Origin of the sequence: Streptomyces sp. BoleA5 (genome assembly GCF_000373665.1) — a bacterium.
Lineage (GTDB): Bacteria > Actinomycetota > Actinomycetes > Streptomycetales > Streptomycetaceae > Actinacidiphila.
On the sequence record NZ_KB892154.1, the window covers coordinates 1 to 18,635 of the forward strand.

Below are 18,635 nucleotides of genomic sequence, written 5' to 3' on the forward strand. Positions count from 1 at the left end.
CGCACCAGCAGGTCCAGGCCCTGCAGGGCCTGGACCTCCACGCCCTGGGCGGTGAAGATCCGCACCAGGCGGTCGCAGACGATCAGGGCGTCGTGGCCGTAGGCGGGCTGCTCCCGGCTTTCGGTGACGCGTCGTTCCAGGTCGGCCAGTGTGACGTTGCCGCGCTCGGTGGTNCCGGACGTGTNCTGACTCATGATCGTTCCCCCATCCGGAGTTCGGTTCCTTCTCCCCGTCGTCCTGTCAGCCAGGCCTGCACCGCCAGCACCACGCAGGCCAGCACCACCAGCGAGGCCGACGGCAGAAGCAGCGACAGCGGATCCGTGCGAAGCACCGCCTGGGACACCCCGGTGACCGGCTCGCCCGCGGAGAAGGCCAGCGCGGTCAGATCCACCCCCTGACGCAGCAGCGGCACCGTGGCCAGGCTGACCAGGATGCCGCCCAGCGCACCGAGCAGGACCTGCGGCAGCGTCTCCAGGACGGCGATCCACTGCCGTTGGCGGCTCGTCATGCCCATCGTCCGCAATCGGGAGAGGAGCGCCTTGCGCTGCGGTGTGTGCACCATCAGGGACAGCAGCAGGGCCAGTGCGCTGTAGCCGGCGCCCGCCGCCACGGCCGCCAGATACACCTGGCGCGCACCGGTCTGGAGGGCCGAGGAGGTGAACGAGGCGCGCTCCTGCGAGCGCAGAGTGGCCGTCAGGTCCGATGCGGCGGTGCGCGCGACGGCGTCCAGCGCCCGTCCGTCCACCCGCGGCCCGGTCACATAGAGCGCGGTGGCGGCCTGGACGGGGGAGCGGGCGGTCTCGGGATGCGTGCGGGCCAGCCCCTCGGCGGAGATGATCACGAAGTCGCCGCCCAGGACGGCCGGGGTCACGTCGCGCACGGCGACCGTGCGCACCGGCGTCGCCCCGGCGGAGGCCTGCACGGTCGTGGTCGTCGTGCCGAACTCCCCTTCCAGCCCGGGGGAGACGACTGCGGGGAGCGGACCGGTGCCGTCGCCCTCCAGGCTCGCGGCGGGGAAGGGGGCCCCGATCCCCGTCGACGCCACCAGGGCGGCGTAACGCGCCGGATCCACGACCACCAGGTCGTAGGAGGTCCCGGCGGGCGTCGTCGACAGTCCCGTCTCGATCCGCACGGGCGAGGTGCCGAGCACGCCGTGCACCCGGCGGACCCGCGCGTCCAGCCCCTCCGGGAGCGTGGCGAGCGACTCGATCCGCGCGTCGCCGCCGACCGCGCGCGTGGCGGCGCGGTCGCGGCCGCTCTCGACGCCGGTGAGGACGGAGCCGCCGAACGATGTCACCGCCAGCGCCACCAGCACCGCCACCAGCGGCAGTGCCGTGGCGGAGGGCGTACGGCCGGCACGGGCCAGCCCCAGGTACAGGACGGTGCCCCGCAGCCGGGCCGCGGGGCGGGACAGCAGCCGCAACGGCAGCGGGTACAGCCGCAGCAGGACGAGCGCCCCGATGACTGCGACCAGCACCGGTGCCGCCGCGGTCAGCAGGTCGGCGCCGCCCTCCGCGGTGCCACGGCGCCGCAATGCCACGACCGCGCCGGTCACGACGACCGCCACCGTCAGCTCGGCCACCGTACGGCGGCGCGAGGGCCGGGTCTGCACGAGGTCGTCGCGCTGCTCCGGTCCCGTCCGGCGGGCGAGCACCACTGCCCGCAGTGGCAGCGCCGGGACGGCGACCGCCGCCACCAGCACCCCCGCGAGAACGGACACCGCCGTCCGTTCGGCCGGTACCAGCAGCAGCGCGAGCAGCACCCCGGCCGCCGCGCACGGGACGACCACGACCGCGCTCTCCGTCAGCAGCCGGGCGCACAGGCCCGTCAGGCTGCTCCCGCGAGCGCGCAGCAGCCGCAGTTCGGCCCGGCGGCGGGTCGCCGACAGGCCGCCCGCCATCAGCAGCACGATGCCCGCCACCGTGCCCACGCCCACCGTCGCTATCAGCACCAGCGGTGCGGCGGCCTCCCGCTCCCGTACGAACGGCCCCAGCAGTTCGGCGAGTCCGTCCTGGCCCACGGTGATGGCCGGGCTGCCCGTCGTCAGGCGCAGCCGGGTGGAGTCCGGCCCGCCCGACAGCGACGCCAGCCGGTCGCGCAGCGCGGGCACGTCGCGGGCGGAGAGCGCGCCGACGTCGGCGGGGTGGTGCCAGTACAGGCGGGCGCCCTCGGGCAGGTCGAGCACCACGCCCGCCGCGTCCTGGCCGATCAGCGCGGTGAAGTGCCAGTAGTGCTCGGGGTCCTCGCCGGGCGGTCCGGGGACGCTCACCAGGGTCGGGGCCAGCAGGTCCTGCTCGGCGTTCCAGAAGGCCTCGCCGGGCGAGCGGGGCTGGACGATCCCGGTGATCCGCACGGTCAGTCCGGCCCCGGTCGTGTCCATCAGGCGGACCGAGGAACCCGCGCGCAGCCCCATCACCTTCGCGGTCCGGGCGGTGAGCGCCGCCTCCACCTCGCGTTCACCGGAGGTGGACGCGGGCATGCGCCCCGCGAGGAGCCGGGAGCGGGCGGCGAGGCCCGGCTGCGAGACGAGCGTCGCCCGCGGGTCGCGCTCCTTGGTCGGTCGCGGCAGGCCGGGATCGGTCGCGGCCGCCGCCACCGCGTTGCGTACCCCGTACACCGTCTGCGCGGTGTCCAGGGCCAACGGGGGCCGCACCACACCGCGGAACGCGTCCTCGGTCCTGGCGAGGGCGCTTGCTTGGAACGGTGAACCGCCCCCGACGCGCACCCCGGAGTACGACACGTCCAAGGTGGCGGTGACGCTGCGGTCGGAAAGGGAGGCCCGCCGCAGGGTGTCCCGCAGCGCGGTGTCCTCGTAGCCCTCGACGGTGCGCGGCAGCGCGGCCGCCAGGAACGCGGTCACCAGCACCAGGGCCGCCAGTGCCAGCGCCCCGCCCGGGGCGGCGCGCAGACGGGCGGCGGTCCACGAGGACTGCCGGGCCGAACGCGTCTCGGTCAACTCACTCCCCTCCCTGCCGGCGCAACGCGCGGACCGGATCGGCCGTGCGCAGTGCCGCCACCGCCACCGCGAGCAGCGGCAGCACCGCCACCGCGGCCAGCAGCTCCAGCAGCGGCACGGCCGGCAACTCCACTCGCACCGCGGGCACCGGGCTGTCCGCCCGCGCCGTCAGCACGATCAACGGCACGATCGAGCGGGTCAGCAGACCGCCCAGCAACGCCCCCACCGCGACGGCCGTGAGCACCAGCAGCCCCTGCTCCGCCGCGATGACCCGGGCCAGCGACCTCCTTGGCGCCCCCAGCGCCCGCAGCACCGCGAACTCCTCCGAGCGCTCCCGTACGGCACCCGCCGCGGCGACCGCGAAACCGACGGCGGCCAGCACGGCGGCCGCCACCACCGCCGCCGGCAGGGCCGACAGCGGACCCGCGCCCAGCGGATCACGCCGCAACTCCGCCCGCGCCTCGTCGCGGACCACGATCGTGGCGGCGTCGCCCCGGGCCCGCAGGGCCGAGGCCACCCGGGGCGCGCCGGCCGGCCCCGCGGCGAGCCACCACTCGGTGGGTTCCAGCGGGCGCTGTTCCTGGAAGGCGAGCGCGCGGTCGAGGCTCGCCAGGTCCAGCAGGACGGCGCCGCCACCGGTTCCGGTGGAGCCGTCCCGCCCGGTGGTGGGCAGCGCGCGGACCGACCCCGTGATGCGCAGGGACAGCCGTGTGCCGCTCAGTTCGACCGGGACGGTGCTGCCGGGCCTCGCGTCGACCGCGTCCAGGAAGGCGTCGGTGACGACCGCGGGCAGCACCGCGGGCGGCGGAGGCCCCGCCCGCAGGGTGAGGGAGGCCGCGTCGGCGCCGCCCGGTGTGTCCTTCTGGAAGGGCTCCTCGCCCGTGTCGTAGCGGACGCTCAGCGGGGCTCCGGCCGTTGAGCGCGGTGTGCCGGCGTGCGAGGGGCGGTAGCCGAGGCCGGGAGCCTCGGGGAAGTCGGGGTTGTCGATCTGCGTGCGGGCGGACCACGTCGTCGTGGTGGGGGCGGGCACCTCGCGCGGGCCGCCACCGGTCACCGCGTGTACGCCGGTGACGGTCAGGCTGTGCCGCTCGTTGCGCCGGGGCACCGGGTACTCGGCCCGCAGGCCCGTCAGACGCAGCGGCCCGGCCGGGGCCGCGCCCCGCGCGCGGCCGGTCACGTATCCGAAGTCGGCCTCCAGCACGTGCTGCTCGCCGTCGGCCCGGACCTCGCCCAGAGGGAGGGTGTACGGGACGCCGTAGCGGTCGGTCAGCGTCGCGAACAGCAGGTCGGTGACGGTGCCCGCGACGGTACGGTCCCCGGCCCCCAGGGACCGGAGGCGGACCGCCAGGCGGAGCCGGTCCGTGCCGTCGGGCAGTGCGAACCCGGCGCTGCGGGCGGCGGGGCCGCCGTCCGCCCGCAGCGGCCGCATGAGGTCGGCGAGGGGCTGGGCGGACAGGTCGTCGCGTAGTCGCAGGACGCGGGCGGCCGAGGTGGTGTCCACGGCGACGACGGTGGCGTCGCGGTCGCGGGGCAGGGACACCGTGTCGCGGACGGCCGGGGTGACGGCCGCGATGCCGGGTACGTCGTCGTAGCTGCCGCCCTGTCCGAACGCGGGTGTGGCGGAGCCGGACACGCGAAGGTCCGCGCCGACCGCGAAGTCCGCCTGGTCGGCCTGCGAACGCGTCCAGGTGCCGTTCTCCCCGATCGCGAACATGCTGATCGACACGGCGAAGACGAGCAGCAGGGCGGGCCCCGCCCCGCGCCCCGGACGGCGCGCCAGCTGCCAGCCGACCAGGGACGCCGGCAGCCCGCGGGCCCTCGCCGCGCGGCGCTCGCCGAGCCGGGCCGCCAGCGGCAGCAGCCGCAACGCCAGCACCGCACCCGCCAGCAGGCACAGCGCGGGCGCCCCGACCAGGACCGGGTCCAGCCCCAGCCGTCCCGAGGTGTCCGTGCTCAGCGCCCCGCTGCCCGCCTCGCGACGGGACAACTGCCAGAACGCCAGGCCGGCCACGAGCACCAGACCCGCGTCCGCACCCGCCTGCGCGGCGGCGGGCAGCGCCCGCCGACGCCGCCGTGCGGTGGACTGCTGCGCGTACGTCCCCGAGTGCCGCAGTACGGGTCCGACGACGGCGAGCGCGCAGGCGAACGCGGTGAGCGCCGCCACCCACCAGGCGGTCGCGGGCGAGGGCTCCAGCCGTACCCCCGCCCTGGACAGCGCACCGTGACCGGCCAGCAGCCGCACCAGCGGCCCGGCCAGCAGCGGGGCCAGCACCACGGCCGGAACGGTCAGCAGCAGGGCCTCGGCCGCGGCGAGGCCGGCCATCTGGGCGCGCGAGCCGCCGCGGGCCCGCAACTGCGCGGTCTCGCCGGATCGTTCCTCCACGAGCAGCCCGGCCACCAGCAGCAGCGACAGCGCCGCCAGCAGCATCAGCTGCAGCACGCTGATCAGCAGGGTCGACCGGCTGACCAGCAAGGTGCCGCGCAACTCGGTGAGCAGGCCGGGCAGTTCGCTGTCCGCCGTGACGGAGTTCGCGGCCCGCAGGGTGTCCAGCCGCTGCACGGTCCGCCGGACGCTCCCGCTGACGTCGTCGGCGCGGGCGGTGGTCATCGCCGTGAAGTCCCCGCGGGTCTGCCACACCATCTGCACCGCGGGGACGCCGCCGGAGCCGAAGGCCGCCGGGTCGGCGAGCATCGGCCCGTACGTGGTGAAGGAGAGCGTGCGCACGCCGCGGCCCTCCAGCGGGTCGAGCCGCCAGTACAGGGCGTACCGGTCGACCGGCCGGTACGTCCCGGTCACGCGCACCCGCAGCGCGCCGCGGTGCAGGCGGTCGGTCAGGGAGATCACCTGCCCGGTGCGCACCTTCAGCGCCGCGGAGGCCGCTTCCGGCAGTGCCACCGGGACGGGGCCACCCTCCGCAGGCGGACCGGGCAGGGCGCCCTCGGTCATGGTCACCCGCGCCCGGTCCAGCGTCGACAGCACCGTCAGGTCCGGGTCCACGGTGCGCGGGGAACCGGGCGGGCGGAGCGCCGCCGGCAGCCCGTACGGGCCGGAACGGGTGACCCCGGCGACGGAGACCGGAAGGCCGTCGTAGGCGCCGCTCAACGTCGCGCGCACGGCCCTGTCCGCGGCGCCCGGGTCCTTGCCGTCCACGTCGGCGGTGATCTCGACCAGCGTCCGTGCGGCCGACTGCTCCTGCAGCGCGCGGCGCAGACCGGCGTCCCCCACGGCCGAGCTGAACGCGGCGAGCGCCGCGACCGCGCAGGTGGTGAGAAGCACGGAGAGCACCGCCGCGCCGAGCAGCAGACGATGCGCGCGCAGACGCAGGAACACGAACGCCGACACCACGCCCCCCGTTCTCGATGGCCCGTGCAATGAGATGGCACAGACTAACGCCCGCCCGGCCCGGGTGAGAGGCTTCGTCGGTCACCGGTTGCGGACCCAACACGCGTTGCCCTGAGCGTTGTTGGACGAACGGCGCGGACGGTGCCCCCGGCGGTGGCCGGGAGGCACCGTGCGGCCGGGGCCGGCGGCTCAGCGGGTGGCGCGCCCGGCGCGCTCGTAGAGCGGCCCGGTGACGGCGGAGGCGGGTTGCCGGACGACGGCCGGGTCAGCGCCACGATCCGCTCCGGCGTCCAGTGGTCGAGGACGGCCCGCCGCTCGGCCCGGCTGACCGCCTGGTCGTGGGTGGCCGCGGCGGCAGTGTCCGGCGGGACGGCCCCGAAGGCGTCCGCCGCCGGGGCCGTGACGAGCACGGCCGCGGCGGCGAGGACGGCCGCGAGGAGCGGCCGGTGGAAGTGCGCGGAACGCGGTGGCTGATGTGACGGCATGCTGCTCCTCGGGACGCCGATCGCCCGCCCGGGAGGCCGCGCGCCGGATGGCACGGGGACCTCCGGGCGGAAGGACGTGCGATACAGACGTCCGGGAGGGGCAGTCGGTTGGGACGGATCCCGGGGCGCCCGCGGCGGGGCGTGCCTCAGGCCTTCGGCTGTGTGAAGCGGATGCTGTTGCCGAAGGGGTCGCGCAGACCGCAGTCGATCCCGTACGGGCGCTCGGTCGGCTCCTCGGTGAACTCCACGCCGAGGTCCCGGAGCGTCTCGTACGTCTTGCGGCAGTCATCGGTGCTGAAGATCAGGTGGCCGCCCATGGCGCCCTTGGTGACCAGCTCGCGGACCTGCCGCGCGGTCTCCTCGGACAGCGCCGGCGGGCCCGGCTTCTCCAGCAGGATCTGGCGCTCCGGGTGGCCGGGGACGCTCACCGTGAGCCAGCGCATGAAGCCCAGGTCGACGTCGGCGTTCACCTCCAGGCCGAGCTTGCCGACGTAGAAGTCGAGGGCCTCGTCCTGGTCGAGGACGTAGATCTGTGAGTGCGTGATGGCGTTGAACATGGACATCACGCTACTGGCCGGGCCGGCGGAAAACTTATCCAAAACTGCTCGGTCGGCCGGGTCGGCCGGGTCGGCCGGGTAGGCGGGGCTTGGCCGGCCCACGAGGTCCGCCCGCCTCCGCCGGCGGTCAGGCCCTCGGCCGCATCCAGGCCTTGGCGAAGCAGGTCGGCACGTCCACCGCCGTCGCCTGCCCGCGGTACGCCCGCGGCGACGTGCCCACGATGTCCCGGAAGGTGCGGCTGAAGGTCCCAGGGCTGCCGAAGCCGACCTCGAAGCAGATGTCCGTCACGCTGCGGTCGCTCTCCCGCAGCAGGAACATCGCCCGCTCGACCCGGCGGCGCTGCAGGTAGCGGTGCGGCGTCTCGCCGAAGGTGGCCCGGAAGGTGCGCGTGAAGTGCGCCTCCGACACATGGGCGATCCGCGCCAGCGCCGGTACGTCCAGCGGCTGGGCGTACGCGCGGTCCATCGCGTCCCGTGCCCGGAGCATCCGGCGGTTGGTCTCTTCTGCGGCGCGCCTCACGCAGCCCATGAGACCACAGGTTTCCGGCGCCCCGGACAGGGGCGGTGGACGGCGTACGCGACGGCCGCCCTCACACCGGGTTCACCAGGACCGGCACCCGTCGGGCGAGCCGGAAGGCCGGACCGCCCGGTGGACGCCCTGGGCCGACCGGCGGGTCCGGCATTCCGACGACCCCGGCCGGCGGCCCTGGCCGTCCCGGCACGAGTCGGTGCCGTAGGAGCAGTACTCGGCGGGGGTCACCGTGACCGTCGCCTTGGCGTTCGAGGCGAAGCAGTTGACGTTCCCGTTGTACGCGGCCGTGATCGTGTGCGTCCCGGTGGCCGCGAACCTGGCCACGTAGCTGGCGAACCCGTTGGCCACGACCGGCCGCGTATCGAGGATGTTCCCGCCGTCGAAGAACGTCACTCCGAGGCCGACGCCACCGCCCGGCTCACCGGGGCAGAACACCCGCGCGGTCAGCTGCACGGGTGACCCGGCGGCGGCTGTCGTGGGTGAGATCTGGAGCGTCGTCGTCGACTGATCGGCCGCCGCCGCCGGCGAGGCGGCACCCACCACCGCGGTCATCGCGGCGAAGGCCGCGGCCGTCCACGTCCTTCGTATATCCCAAGGCTTCACGGAACAGGCTCCTTGTTCGACTCTGAGCGGAATGTCACAGCTGGTCATGGAGCGTCACGTTACGTTGCCGTACCGGGTCCCGCACGTGGAACCAGGCGCCCTTTGCCCCCGGACCTGCGGTCTCGGCCTAGATCTCCGGAGCCGCAACACGGGTGTAGACGAGGGAGTTGCTGGTGCCGCCGGATGTGGTGACGTCGACCGGGACGGTGCCCGCGGCGCCGGCCGGGGCGACGGCGGCGACGGTGGTGTCGGAGAGCACGGTGAACGCGGCGGATGCGGCGCCGAAGTGCACGGCGATCGTGGTGGTAAGCCCCGTGCCGGTGAGGGTGACGCCGGATCCCGCACCGGTCGGTCCCTGCGAGGGGGTGAGGGCGGTGAGGACCGGGGACCCCACATAGCTGTAGGCGACGGAGTTGCTGGTGCCGCCCGGTGTGGTGACGGTGATCGCGACGGATCCCGTTCCCGCCGGGGCGACCGCGGTGATCTGCGTGGGGGAGTCGACGGTGTAGCCGGTGGCGGGCGTGGCGCCGAAGACGACCGCCGTGGCCCCGCTGAGGTTCGTTCCGGTGAGGGTGACCGCCGTCCCGCCGGCGCTCGGCCCCTGAGCCGGCGAGACGGAGACGAGAACGGGCGCGTTCAGGTAGAAGAAGAACACGGAGTTGCTGGTGCCGCCCGGTGTGGTGACGGTGACGGGGGCGGCTCCGGTACCCGCCGGGGTGACCGCGGTGATCTGCGTGGCCGAGTTGACCGTGTACGACGTCGCCGCCGTCGTGCCGAACTTGACGGCGGTGGCTCCGGAGAAGCCCGAACCGGTGAGGGTGACCGTCGTGCCGCCGGTGGCCGGTCCCTGACTCGGTGAGACGGAGACGAGAGCGGGCTGCGCCGTGTAGGTGTACGTCAACGAGTTGCTGGTGCCGCCCGGTGTGGTGACGGTGATCGCGACGGATCCCGTCCCCGCCGGGGCGACAGCGGTGATCTGCGAGGCCGAGTTGACGATGTAGCCCACCGCCGCGATGGCGCCGAACTTGACGGCGGTGGCTCCGGTGAAGCCGCTGCCGCCCAGGACGACGTTGTTGTTGCCCGCCGCGGGGCCGGTGTTGGGGACGGCCGAGGTGAGGACGGGGGCGGCGGCGACGGCGGAAGGGCGGGCCGCCGCCGACCGTGCTGTGTCTTTCACGGGATCTCCGTACGTGTCGGACCGGCCCGGAGGCCTGTCGGTGTCCTTGCGCGGCGCCCGGTCGGGCCGGGCGTCGGGCCCGTGCGGGCCGTCCGGGCCGGGGCCCGGGAGGCGCGGGTGAGGTCAGATGCCCGGGCCCGCGAGGTAGGTGTACGCGCCCACCGCGGTCGCGCTGCCCCCGTCGGTGGTCACGGTGACGTCGACGGTGCCGACGGTCCCCGCAGGAGCGGTCGCGGAGACCACGCTGCTGTTGATCACCGTGAAGTGCGCCGGGTTGCCGTCGAAGGTGACCGAGCTGGTGCTGGTGAGCGCCGTGCCGATCAGGGTCACCGAGGTGCCGCTGGAGGCCGGGCCCTGTGCCGGGGTGACGCTCGTCAGCGTGGGAGCGTCGAAGTAGGTGTACGTGAACCCGTTGTTGGTGCCGCCGGCGGTGGTGACGCTGACGCTCACCGACCCGGCCGTACCGGACGGTGTGACAACCGTGATCTGCCCGTCGGACACCACGGCGGGCACCGCGGTGTTGGAGCCGAAGGCGACGCTGCTCGCGGTGTACAGGCCGGTGCCGTTGATGGTGACCGACTGCCCGCCTGCCGACGGTCCGCTGATCGGGCTGATGCTCTGCTTGAACGGCGCCCCGATGTAGTAGAAGGGGAGCGGGTTGCTCGTTCCGCCCGCGGTGGTGACGGTGACGTTGACCGCCCCGCTGCCGGAGGGCGAGACGACGGTGATGCTCGTCGGCGTGTTGGCGGTGATGGTCGCGAGCCGCGTTCCGAAGCGCACGGCGGTGGCACCCGCGAGGTTGACGCCGGTGATGGTGACCACGGTGCCGCCGGCGGTGGATCCCTGGTTCGGGCTGATGGGCATGAGCGGTTCCTCCTGGCTCGGAATGCGCTACACCGACGAGCGGTGATGAGGGTTTTCGGTCAGCACGCGTACCGGGGTGGTGCGAGTCGGTTCTCGTGTCCACCGGCCGGGTGGCGACCCGATGGCCCCTACACCGGTGAATTCGGCCGGCGGTGTTTCGCCGCCGTCCGAGCGCGGGGCTCGTCGGGGGAGAACGGTCGCTGCCCAGGTGTGAGTTGACAACCGAACAGGGGCTTGCCCACGTCCGTCTGCAAAGTCGAATGCCGCCGATACGGACCCTCGAAGTAACCCATAAGGGTGATTGAGCGACAAGGCTTCAGTCGGGAAATCTACCTTTCGGGTGAGCGTCACGGCGTGAACAGGAGCGGTCCACCGGCGTATTCACGACTTTCTTTTCATATGCCAATCATTCCGGCGAGGAATCGCCTGTGCCGATGGGAGAGAAGGCCCGGCCGCGGGAAGCCGAACGGCGAGCGGCCCGTCCGGTGGACGCCGCCGATGGGGGCGCGGGTGCTCGTCCGGTCCGGGACCAGGCCGAGCGCGCCGAAGGGGGATCTCGACGACGTATCGATGCCCCAGGCCGTGGCGCCCGTGATGGACACGGCGTGCGGCAGGGCGTCCGTCAGGTCAGACCGCGACCGGGTCCGGTGCGCAGGCCTCCATCAGGTGCGCCGCGGTGTCCGGGGCGAAGAGCGCGGCCGCGGCCGGGGAGGGGGTGCGGCGCTCGCGGCGCGGACGGGTGAGGCCGTCCAGGACGTCGATCAGCGTCCACGGGTCGGGGGCGAAGCGGGTCAGCCCGAGCGCGGCCATCTGGTGCGCCCCGGCCTTGCCGTGGCCCGGGATGGGGCGGTGGCCGACGACGGGCAGGCCCATCGCCAGCGCCTCCAGCGCGGTCTGCCCGGCGGCGTTGTCCACCAGCGCGTCCGCCGCGCTCATCAGCGCGGGCATGTCCCGCTCCCAGCCCAGCGCGAGCGTCCCGGGGACGCGGGAGAGGCGGGCCCGCAGCCGCCGGTTCTCGCCGCACAGCGCCACCGGCAGGAAACCGGCCCGGGCGAGCAGGGCGGCGGTGTCCGCCAGGTGTGTGCCGGCTCCCCAGGCGCCGGCGGAGAGCAGGACGGCCGGCCGCTCCGGGGCCCGGGCACGGAACACCCGCTGCCAGGGCCCGGCGTCCGGGGCGGGCGCCAGGAAGCGGGAGGCCACCAGGGGCCCGGTCGCCGCGGCCGGCCGGCCGGTGGCCTCCCGCACCCGGCGGGCGGCGCTCTCCGTGAGGCAGCAGTACAGGTCGTTGCCGGGGTGCAGCCACTGGCCGTGCACGTCGAAGTCCGTGACGACCACCGCGCTCGGCACCTGCAGCGATCCGCGCGCCCGCATCCCGCCGGTGAGCTGGGCCGCCAGGTGGAAGACCGGGACGACCAGCCCCGGCCGCTCGCGCCGGACGAGTTCGGCGAGCCCGCGCTCGGCGAGCCCGGCGAGCCCGCCCGGGCCGGGGGCGCGGCGTGACCCGCCCGGACGCAGGAACGTCGCGTAGATGCCCGCGTAGAGCAGCGGGAGGTGCAGGACAGTGGCGCGGTAGAACCCGCGCAGCGCCGCGCCTGCGTGCGCGGGCAGGAGGTCCAGGACATCGGCCCGTTGGGCCTGCCCGCCGCGGGCGGTGAGCCGCGCGACGAGCTCGTCGGCGACGGCGTCGTGACCGGCGCCCATGGAGGCGCTGAGCACGAGGAAACGCCGGGGCGCACGGGCCGCCCGCCCGGTGTGCGTCACCGCGACACCCCGCCCCGCCGGGAGGAAGCGGGCGGGGCAGCTGCGAGCACATCCGGCACGTGATCACCTCGTACACCAGTCGCGGACTACTCGGGTCTAACCGATTTGCCCCGTCTTGAAACGAATCGTGGATGCCTCTCCGTTTCACCCCCGACGATCCGGTGACGCGCGTCGCGGTGCGGCGGGCGGCAGGGCCGTCCGCGTCGCACGGTCGCGGCCCGCCGGACGTCACCCCTGGCCCGGGCGCACCGGCCCCTCGTCTCCCGGCGGGGTCGCCCACAGAGCCGGTCCGGCGATCGGGCGGTTTACTGAGACCGGAGGGGGACGTGCCCCGGGGAGCCGCACCAGGCCCTCCCGGGCGGCAGCTGCAGCGGCAGGGACAGAAAGCGGTGCCATGACCTCTCACCCTCCCCAAGCGGTCCCCGACGGCGGCAAGGCCGTGCACGGCGAGCCCGTGCGCGGCCCGGCGGACACGGGCGGCGGACCGGCCCCGGTCGCGCTGGTCACCGGCGCGTCCTCGGGCATCGGCGCGGCGGTCGCCGACCGCCTCGCCGCCGAGGGCTGGCGACTGCTGGTCAGCGGCCGCGACCACGAGCGACTGCGGGCGGTGGCCGAGCGCACCTCGGCGACCGCGCTGCCGGCCGACCTGGAGGACCCCGGGGGCACCGGCCGGCTGGTGCGCGACGCCGCGCTCGTGACGGGCGGCCGGGTCGACCTGCTGGTGGCCGGGGCGGGCATCGGCTGGGCGGGCCCCTTCGCCTCGATGCCGCAGGGCGTCATCGAACGGATCTTCATGGTGGACGTCGTCTCGGCGATGGAGCTGGTCCGCCGGGTGCTGCCTGGCATGCTGGCGCGGCGCGGCGGCCACATCGTGCTGATCGGCTCCTTCGCGGGCACCGTCGGCGTCCGCGAGGAGGCCGCCTACTCCGCGGCCAAGGCGGCACTCGGCGCCTTCGCCGACTCGCTCCGCTACGAGCTGGCCGGCAGCGGGGTCAGGATCACCCATGTCGTCCCGGGCGTCGTCGACACGCCGTTCTTCGCGACGCGGGGTGTGGCGTACACCCGCTCCCGGCCCCGCCCGATGCCCGTCGAGCGGGTGGCCAGGGTGGTGACCGACGCGATCCGCCGCGGACGGGACGAGGTGTATGTGCCCCGCTGGCTGCGTATCCCGGTCGCGGTGCGCGGTGTGATGCCGTGGGTCTACCGGCGCCTCGCGGGCAAGTACGGATGACGCGGTGCCCGTCCTGACGGTCGTGCTGGCGCTGCTGGCGGCCCTCGCGAATGGCGCGGCCTCCGCGCTGCAGCGGCGCGCCGCCCTGCAGCAGGAGGAGGAAGAGGGCGCGGGGCACGGTCTGCGCGGGCGGCTGCGGCACCTGCTGGAACTGGTCCGGCGCCCGTTCTGGGCGGCCGGGATGGCGGCGCTCGTCGTCTCCGGGGCCCTGCAGGCGAGCGCCCTGGCGGTGGGGCAGCTGTCGGTCGTGCAGCCGCTGATGGCGACCGAGCTGCTGTTCACCCTGATGGCGGGAAGCCTCGCGTTCTCCCGGCGGCCCGACGCCGGGACCTGGTTGTGGTTCCTCGCGCTGGCCGGGGGACTGGCCCTGTTCCTCGGCGCCGCGAGGCCCTCCGGCGGCGAGGCGCAGGCCCTGCCGGGCACCTGGCCGCGCGCCGCCGTGCCGCTGGCGCTGCTGGTGCTCGTCCTGTGGCTCGTCGGGAGGGCGCTGAGCGGTGGCGCGCGGGCCTGCGTCCTGGGGTGCGCCACCGCGGCGTGTTTCGCATGTACGGCGGCGCTGATCAAGGACGTCACGGGCCTCGTCCCGGACGGCCTGGCCCGGGTTTTCGCCTCCTGGCAGCTGTACGCGGCGGGCGCCGTCGGGCTGCTCAGCCTGCTGCTGCTCCAGGTCACCCTGCGGGCCGGCAGCCTCGCGGCGTCCCAGCCGGCGCTCACCATCGGGGACGCGGTGGTGAGCGTGGCGCTGGGCTGGGTGATCTTCGAGGAGCGGATCGCGCTCGGGGCGCAGGTGGTGCCCGAGGCGGCGGGCGTCGCCCTGATGGCCGCCGGGGCCGTCGGGCTGTCGCGCTCGCCCGCGGTGGCCGGCGGCTGGGACGAGCCGCGGGGGCACGGCCCGGGCGCGGCGCAGGGCCGTCACCGTCCCGTCCGCGGCGGGCCGCGGTGAGGCCCGGCGGCGACGTCCGGCGGGCCGCGCTCGCGGCGGGCGTCCTGGCGGCCGGCCACATCGTCCCGGCCGCCACCTGGCTCCCCGGACTGCGCCGCCGCGCCTTCCCCGCCCTGGCCGGCCTCGGACGTCCCGACCATGTGGCCCTCACCTTCGACGACGGACCGGATCCGCTCTCCACACCGCGCTTCCTGGACGCCCTCGACGAACTGTCGGTCCGTGCCACCTTCTTCGTCCTGGGCGCACGGGTGGACGGCCATCCCCGGGTCGTGCGCGAGGCCGTCCGGCGCGGCCACGAGATCGCCGTCCACGGCTGGACCCACGACCGACCCTGGCTGCCGGACGCCGCACGCGAGCGGGTGGGCCTGGCCCGCGCCGTCCTGGCGGTCCGCGACACCTGCGGCACCGCGCCGCTCTGGTACCGCCCCCCGTACGGCATCCTCACCGGCGGCCGATGGGCGGCGGCCCGCCGCGCCGGCCTGACCCCGGTCCTGTGGAGCGCCTGGGGCCGCGACTGGACGCCCGGCGCCACCGCGGAATCCGTGCTGGCGACCCTCCGCCCCGATCTGCGCGCGGGCGCCACCGTCCTGCTCCACGACAGCGACCACGCCTCGGCCCCGGGGTCCTGGCGGGCGACCCTCGCGGCGCTCCCCGCGCTGGTCACGGCCTGCCGGGAGGCCGGTCTGACGGTCGGTCCCCTGGGGGACCACGGGGTCGGTGCGGGCGTTTGACGCCCGGCAGGAGCCGACGGAGACTCCATAGATAGGTGCCCGATACATGTCACTCGGAGTGACAATCGCGCCTCGGAGCCGGCCAGGGCCGACCCGATCCGTGACGCAGCGGACGACGGCCGGGCACAGTTAGAGCCCGGAGGCATAGGCATGTGCGGAATCGCCGGATGGATCTCGTTCCGCAGGGACCTGCGCAACGAGCAGGCAACAGTCGACGCGATGACCGAGACGATGGCCTGCCGCGGGCCCGACGACCGCGGCACCTGGGTGGACGGGCCCGCCGCGCTCGGACACCGAAGGCTCGCGATCATCGACCTGCCGGGCGGCCGGCAGCCGATGAGCGCCGAGGGACCCGAGGGCGGCGCGGTGGCGATGGTCTACTCGGGCGAGGCCTACAACTTCGCCGAACTGCGCGAGGAACTGACCGCGCGCGGCCACCGCTTCACCACCACCTCCGACACCGAAGTGGTGCTCCGCGGCTACCTGGAGTGGGGTGAGGCCGTCGCCGAACGGCTCAACGGCATGTACGCCTTCGCCATCTGGGACAGCCGTGAGCAGAAGCTCGTGATGATCCGCGACCGGATGGGGATCAAGCCCTTCTACTTCTACCCGACCGACGACGGCGTGCTGTTCGGGTCCGAGCCCAAGGCGATCCTGGCCAACCCCCTCGTCCCGCGCCGCGTGACCCTGGACGGGCTGCGGGAGCTCTTCGCCTTCGTCAAGACGCCCGGTCACGCGATCTGGGACGGCATGCGCGAGGTCGAGCCCGGCACGGTGGTCACCGTCGGGCGGGGCGGCATCCGCACCCACGTCTACTGGTCGCTGCGGACCGAGCCGCACACCGACGACAAGGAGACCTCGATCGCGCGCGTGCGCGAGCTGCTCGAGGACATCGTGCGCCGCCAGCTCGTCTCCGACGTGCCGCGCTGCACCCTGCTGTCGGGCGGCCTCGACTCCTCGGCGATGACCGCGCTAGCGGCGCGGCAGCTCGGCGAACAGGGCGAGAAGGTGCGCAGTTTCGCGGTCGACTTCGTCGGCCAGACCGAGCACTTCGTCCCCGACAGCCTGCGCGGGACGCCCGACACCCCGTTCGTCCACGACGTCGCGGAGCTGTGCGGGACCGAGCACCAGGACATCGTCCTCGACTCCGACCAGCTCGCCGATCCCGAGGTGCGGGCGAGGGTGATCCGCGCCCGCGACATCCCGGCCGGGCTCGGGGACATGGACTCCTCGCTCTACCTGCTGTTCAAGGCCATCCGGCAGCACTCCACCGTCGCCCTCTCGGGCGAGTCCGCGGACGAGGTCTTCGGCGGCTACCGCCAGTTCTTCGACGAGGAGGCCCGCAGGGCCGACACCTTCCCCTGGCTGGTGCGGTTCTCGACCGAGTTCGGCGACGACGGCAACATCCTCACGGACCAGATGGCCAAGGCCCTGGACCTGCAGGGCTACGTCCACGACGGCTACCGGCGCGCGGTCGCCGGGGTCGATCGCCTCGACGGCGAGAGCGGCTTCGAGTACCGGATGCGCGTCATCAGCCACCTGCACGTCACCCGCTTCGTGCGCATCCTCCTCGACCGCAAGGACCGGGCGAGCATGGCGAACGGGCTGGAGGTCAGGGTCCCGTTCTGCGACCACCGACTGGTCCAGTACGTCTACAACGCGCCCTGGTCGCTGAAGTCCTTCGACGGCAGGGAGAAGAGCCTGCTGCGCGAGGCCACCGCCGATGTGCTGCCCCGTTCGGTCTACGACCGGGTCAAGAGCCCCTACCCCTCCACCCAGGACCCGAGGTACTTCGTCGCGCTCCAGGACAACGCCAAGGACCTGCTGGCCAGGCCCACGCACCCGGTGTTCGACCTGGTCAGCCGGACCTGGCTGGAGGACGCGGTGAGGACCGACACCCCGGTCAGCGGCCAGGCCGCCCGGCACGGCCTGGAACGCGCCCTCGACCTGGCGCTGTGGATGGACCTGTACTCGCCGACGATCGGGATTCCCTGACCCGGCACGGACGAAGCGAGGGCGCGGACGATGGCGGCGGTCGGCGAGGAAGAGGCCCTGGACTTCGTGGTCTCCCTGCACCGCCTGGTGCGGCTGCTGCGCCGGGGCCGCCCCGAGCCGCGGGTCCAGCCGACCCCGCTGATCGTCCTCGCCCTGCTCAACCAGTACGGTCCCTGCCGCGTCGGCGTCCTTGCCGAGCGGGCCGCCTGCACCCAGCCCACGATCACCGCCGCGGTGGGCAGGCTGGAGGCGGGCGGACTGGTGCGCCGCGAACCCGACCCGGCCGACGGCCGTGCCACCCGGGTCGTCATGACCGCGCCGGGGAGGCGGGAACTCGTCCGGATGGCCCGCGGCGAGGCGGAGGCGCTCGCCGGGCGCCTCGCCACCCTGCCGCCGGAGGACGCGCGCAAGGTCCTCGAGGCGGGCCGGGTGCTGCGCCGCCTCACGGACTGCGACTGACACCCGGACGCGATCGGCACCCGGACGCGCACCCGGACGCGACCGACGCTGGACGCCACGGCCACGCGCCACCGGCCTGGCCGATCACCGCGGGTGACGGGCGATGGGCCTGAAGTACGCTCCCGGCGGGAGCACCCTCGCGGCGGGGCGGGCTCCACCGCACCCGACGACGCGATGGGGAGGCCCCGTGACCGGTACGGACGCCCGCCGGCGCGCGGACGCGCTCCGGAACCGGGAGCACATCCTGCGGGTGGCCCAGGAGGCCTTCGCCGAATCGGGCGCCGCCTCGCTCAACACCATCGCCAAGCGGGCGGGCGTCGGCGCCGGCACGCTGTACCGGCACTTCCCGACCCGCGAGGCCCTCGTCCTGGCCGTCTACCGGCACGACGTCCAGCGCCTGATCGACTCCGTCGACGACCTCCTCGCCGCGCACGGCCCGCTGGAGGCGTTCCGCATCTGGTTCACGTCCCTCGCGGACTGCGTCCGCGTCAAGCACGGACTCGGCGAGGCCCTGCACGGCGCGGCGGCCCGGGACACCGTCGTCCACGAGACCTGCGGCCGCGTCGTCGGCGCAGTCGGTACGCTGCTGCGCGCCTGCGAGGCGGACGGCAGTGTCCGCCCCGGACTCGCCCCGCAGGACGTGCTGCTGCTGATGGGCTTCCTCTGGCGCGTCGGCGGCGACACCCTCGGCCGGGACCGGGACCGGGACCGCCGTGTCACCGAGCTGGTGGTCAACGGACTGCGGGCCAACGGCGGTTGACGTGCCGGCGCCCCGTGCGCGCGTCGGCTGTGCCTGTGGCGGCGTCGAGTCATGCAGCTCGTCCACGCCCACCCCGAATGCCATGTCCCGGACGCCGAGCCGCCGTCTGACCTCGCGCCGCTCGTCCGCGAACATGCCGTCCCGGAGAGGGCCGTGGAGCACCTGGTGCTGCACGCCGAACCGCGAGTGAAGCCGATGATCGTCGCCCACGTTCCCGCCCGGTAGCCGCAGGAGGCGG

16 protein-coding genes and 1 pseudogene are annotated in these 18,635 nt (G+C 74.7%); 8 read left to right on the forward strand and 9 right to left on the reverse strand.

Annotated elements, in window-relative coordinates; translation table 11 throughout:
* From B085_RS44990 to B085_RS0137060, 3 genes and pseudogenes are all read right to left on the reverse strand, one after another.
* Positions 1-194: pseudogene (locus tag B085_RS44990) on the reverse strand (ABC transporter ATP-binding protein); the annotation flags it as partial.
* Positions 191-2,956: an FtsX-like permease family protein gene (locus B085_RS0137055; RefSeq protein ID WP_018563650.1), complete on the reverse strand. Its 2,766-nt coding sequence runs from the start codon at positions 2,954-2,956 to the stop codon at positions 191-193. The pseudogene B085_RS44990 and the gene B085_RS0137055, both read right to left, overlap by 4 nt.
* A gap of 1 nt (position 2,957) precedes the next feature.
* Positions 2,958-6,299 carry an ABC transporter permease gene (locus B085_RS0137060; RefSeq protein ID WP_026251839.1) on the reverse strand — a complete coding sequence of 1,114 codons (3,342 nt, stop codon included), beginning with the start codon at positions 6,297-6,299 and terminating at the stop codon, positions 2,958-2,960.
* 246 nt (positions 6,300-6,545) lie between these two features.
* Between B085_RS0137060 and B085_RS0137065 the strand changes: the two genes are divergently transcribed.
* Positions 6,546-6,773 carry a hypothetical protein gene (locus B085_RS0137065; RefSeq protein ID WP_158689906.1) on the forward strand — a complete coding sequence of 76 codons (228 nt, stop codon included), beginning with the start codon at positions 6,546-6,548 and terminating at the stop codon, positions 6,771-6,773.
* A gap of 157 nt (positions 6,774-6,930) precedes the next feature.
* Here the strand turns inward: B085_RS0137065 and B085_RS0137070 are convergent, their stop codons facing one another.
* From B085_RS0137070 to B085_RS0137105, 6 genes are all read right to left on the reverse strand, one after another.
* Positions 6,931-7,341, reverse strand: a complete 411-nt coding sequence (locus B085_RS0137070) for a VOC family protein (RefSeq protein ID WP_026251840.1) — start codon at positions 7,339-7,341, stop codon at positions 6,931-6,933.
* 127 nt (positions 7,342-7,468) lie between these two features.
* A complete protein-coding gene (locus B085_RS0137075) occupies positions 7,469-7,870 on the reverse strand; it encodes a helix-turn-helix domain-containing protein (RefSeq protein ID WP_018563654.1) in 402 nt (133 codons plus the stop codon).
* A gap of 72 nt (positions 7,871-7,942) precedes the next feature.
* Positions 7,943-8,476, reverse strand: coding sequence for an Ig-like domain-containing protein (locus tag B085_RS44995; protein WP_234018736.1), 534 nt, complete (start codon positions 8,474-8,476; stop codon positions 7,943-7,945).
* A 127-nt stretch (positions 8,477-8,603) separates the two neighbouring features.
* Positions 8,604-9,653, reverse strand: coding sequence for an IPT/TIG domain-containing protein (locus tag B085_RS0137085; RefSeq protein WP_018563655.1), 1,050 nt, complete (start codon positions 9,651-9,653; stop codon positions 8,604-8,606).
* 123 nt (positions 9,654-9,776) lie between these two features.
* A complete protein-coding gene (locus tag B085_RS0137095; protein ID WP_018563656.1) occupies positions 9,777-10,517 on the reverse strand; it encodes an IPT/TIG domain-containing protein in 741 nt (246 codons plus the stop codon).
* A 627-nt stretch (positions 10,518-11,144) separates the two neighbouring features.
* Positions 11,145-12,278 (reverse strand): MGDG synthase family glycosyltransferase, encoded by a 1,134-nt coding sequence (locus tag B085_RS0137105; protein WP_018563658.1) that lies wholly within the window; start codon positions 12,276-12,278, stop codon positions 11,145-11,147.
* 394 nt (positions 12,279-12,672) lie between these two features.
* On the opposite strand from B085_RS0137105, the gene B085_RS0137110 reads away from it, so the two are divergent.
* The 7 genes from B085_RS0137110 (at position 12,673) to B085_RS49840 (ending at position 18,622) form a co-directional block, all read left to right on the forward strand.
* A complete protein-coding gene (locus B085_RS0137110; RefSeq protein ID WP_018563659.1) occupies positions 12,673-13,509 on the forward strand; it encodes an SDR family NAD(P)-dependent oxidoreductase in 837 nt (278 codons plus the stop codon).
* Positions 13,510-13,513: 4 nt separating this feature from the next.
* Positions 13,514-14,452 (forward strand): DMT family transporter, encoded by a 939-nt coding sequence (locus B085_RS48995; protein ID WP_018563660.1) that lies wholly within the window; start codon positions 13,514-13,516, stop codon positions 14,450-14,452.
* Positions 14,449-15,183, forward strand: coding sequence for a polysaccharide deacetylase family protein (locus B085_RS49000; RefSeq protein ID WP_018563661.1), 735 nt, complete (start codon positions 14,449-14,451; stop codon positions 15,181-15,183). Before B085_RS48995 ends, B085_RS49000 begins: the two co-directional genes overlap by 4 nt.
* A gap of 150 nt (positions 15,184-15,333) precedes the next feature.
* A complete protein-coding gene (gene asnB, locus B085_RS0137125) occupies positions 15,334-17,178 on the forward strand; it encodes an asparagine synthase (glutamine-hydrolyzing) (RefSeq protein WP_018563662.1) in 1,845 nt (614 codons plus the stop codon).
* 30 nt (positions 17,179-17,208) lie between these two features.
* The gene (locus tag B085_RS0137130; RefSeq protein WP_018563663.1) at positions 17,209-17,637 is read left to right on the forward strand and encodes a MarR family winged helix-turn-helix transcriptional regulator; all 429 of its coding nucleotides are present in this window, start codon (positions 17,209-17,211) and stop codon (positions 17,635-17,637) included.
* Between the two features lie 187 nt (positions 17,638-17,824).
* On the forward strand, positions 17,825-18,397 hold the full coding sequence (locus B085_RS0137135) for a TetR/AcrR family transcriptional regulator (protein WP_018563664.1): 573 nt from the start codon (positions 17,825-17,827) through the stop codon (positions 18,395-18,397).
* Positions 18,398-18,448: 51 nt separating this feature from the next.
* Positions 18,449-18,622, forward strand: coding sequence for a hypothetical protein (locus B085_RS49840; RefSeq protein ID WP_018563665.1), 174 nt, complete (start codon positions 18,449-18,451; stop codon positions 18,620-18,622).
* The last annotated feature ends 13 nt before the right edge of the window (positions 18,623-18,635 follow it).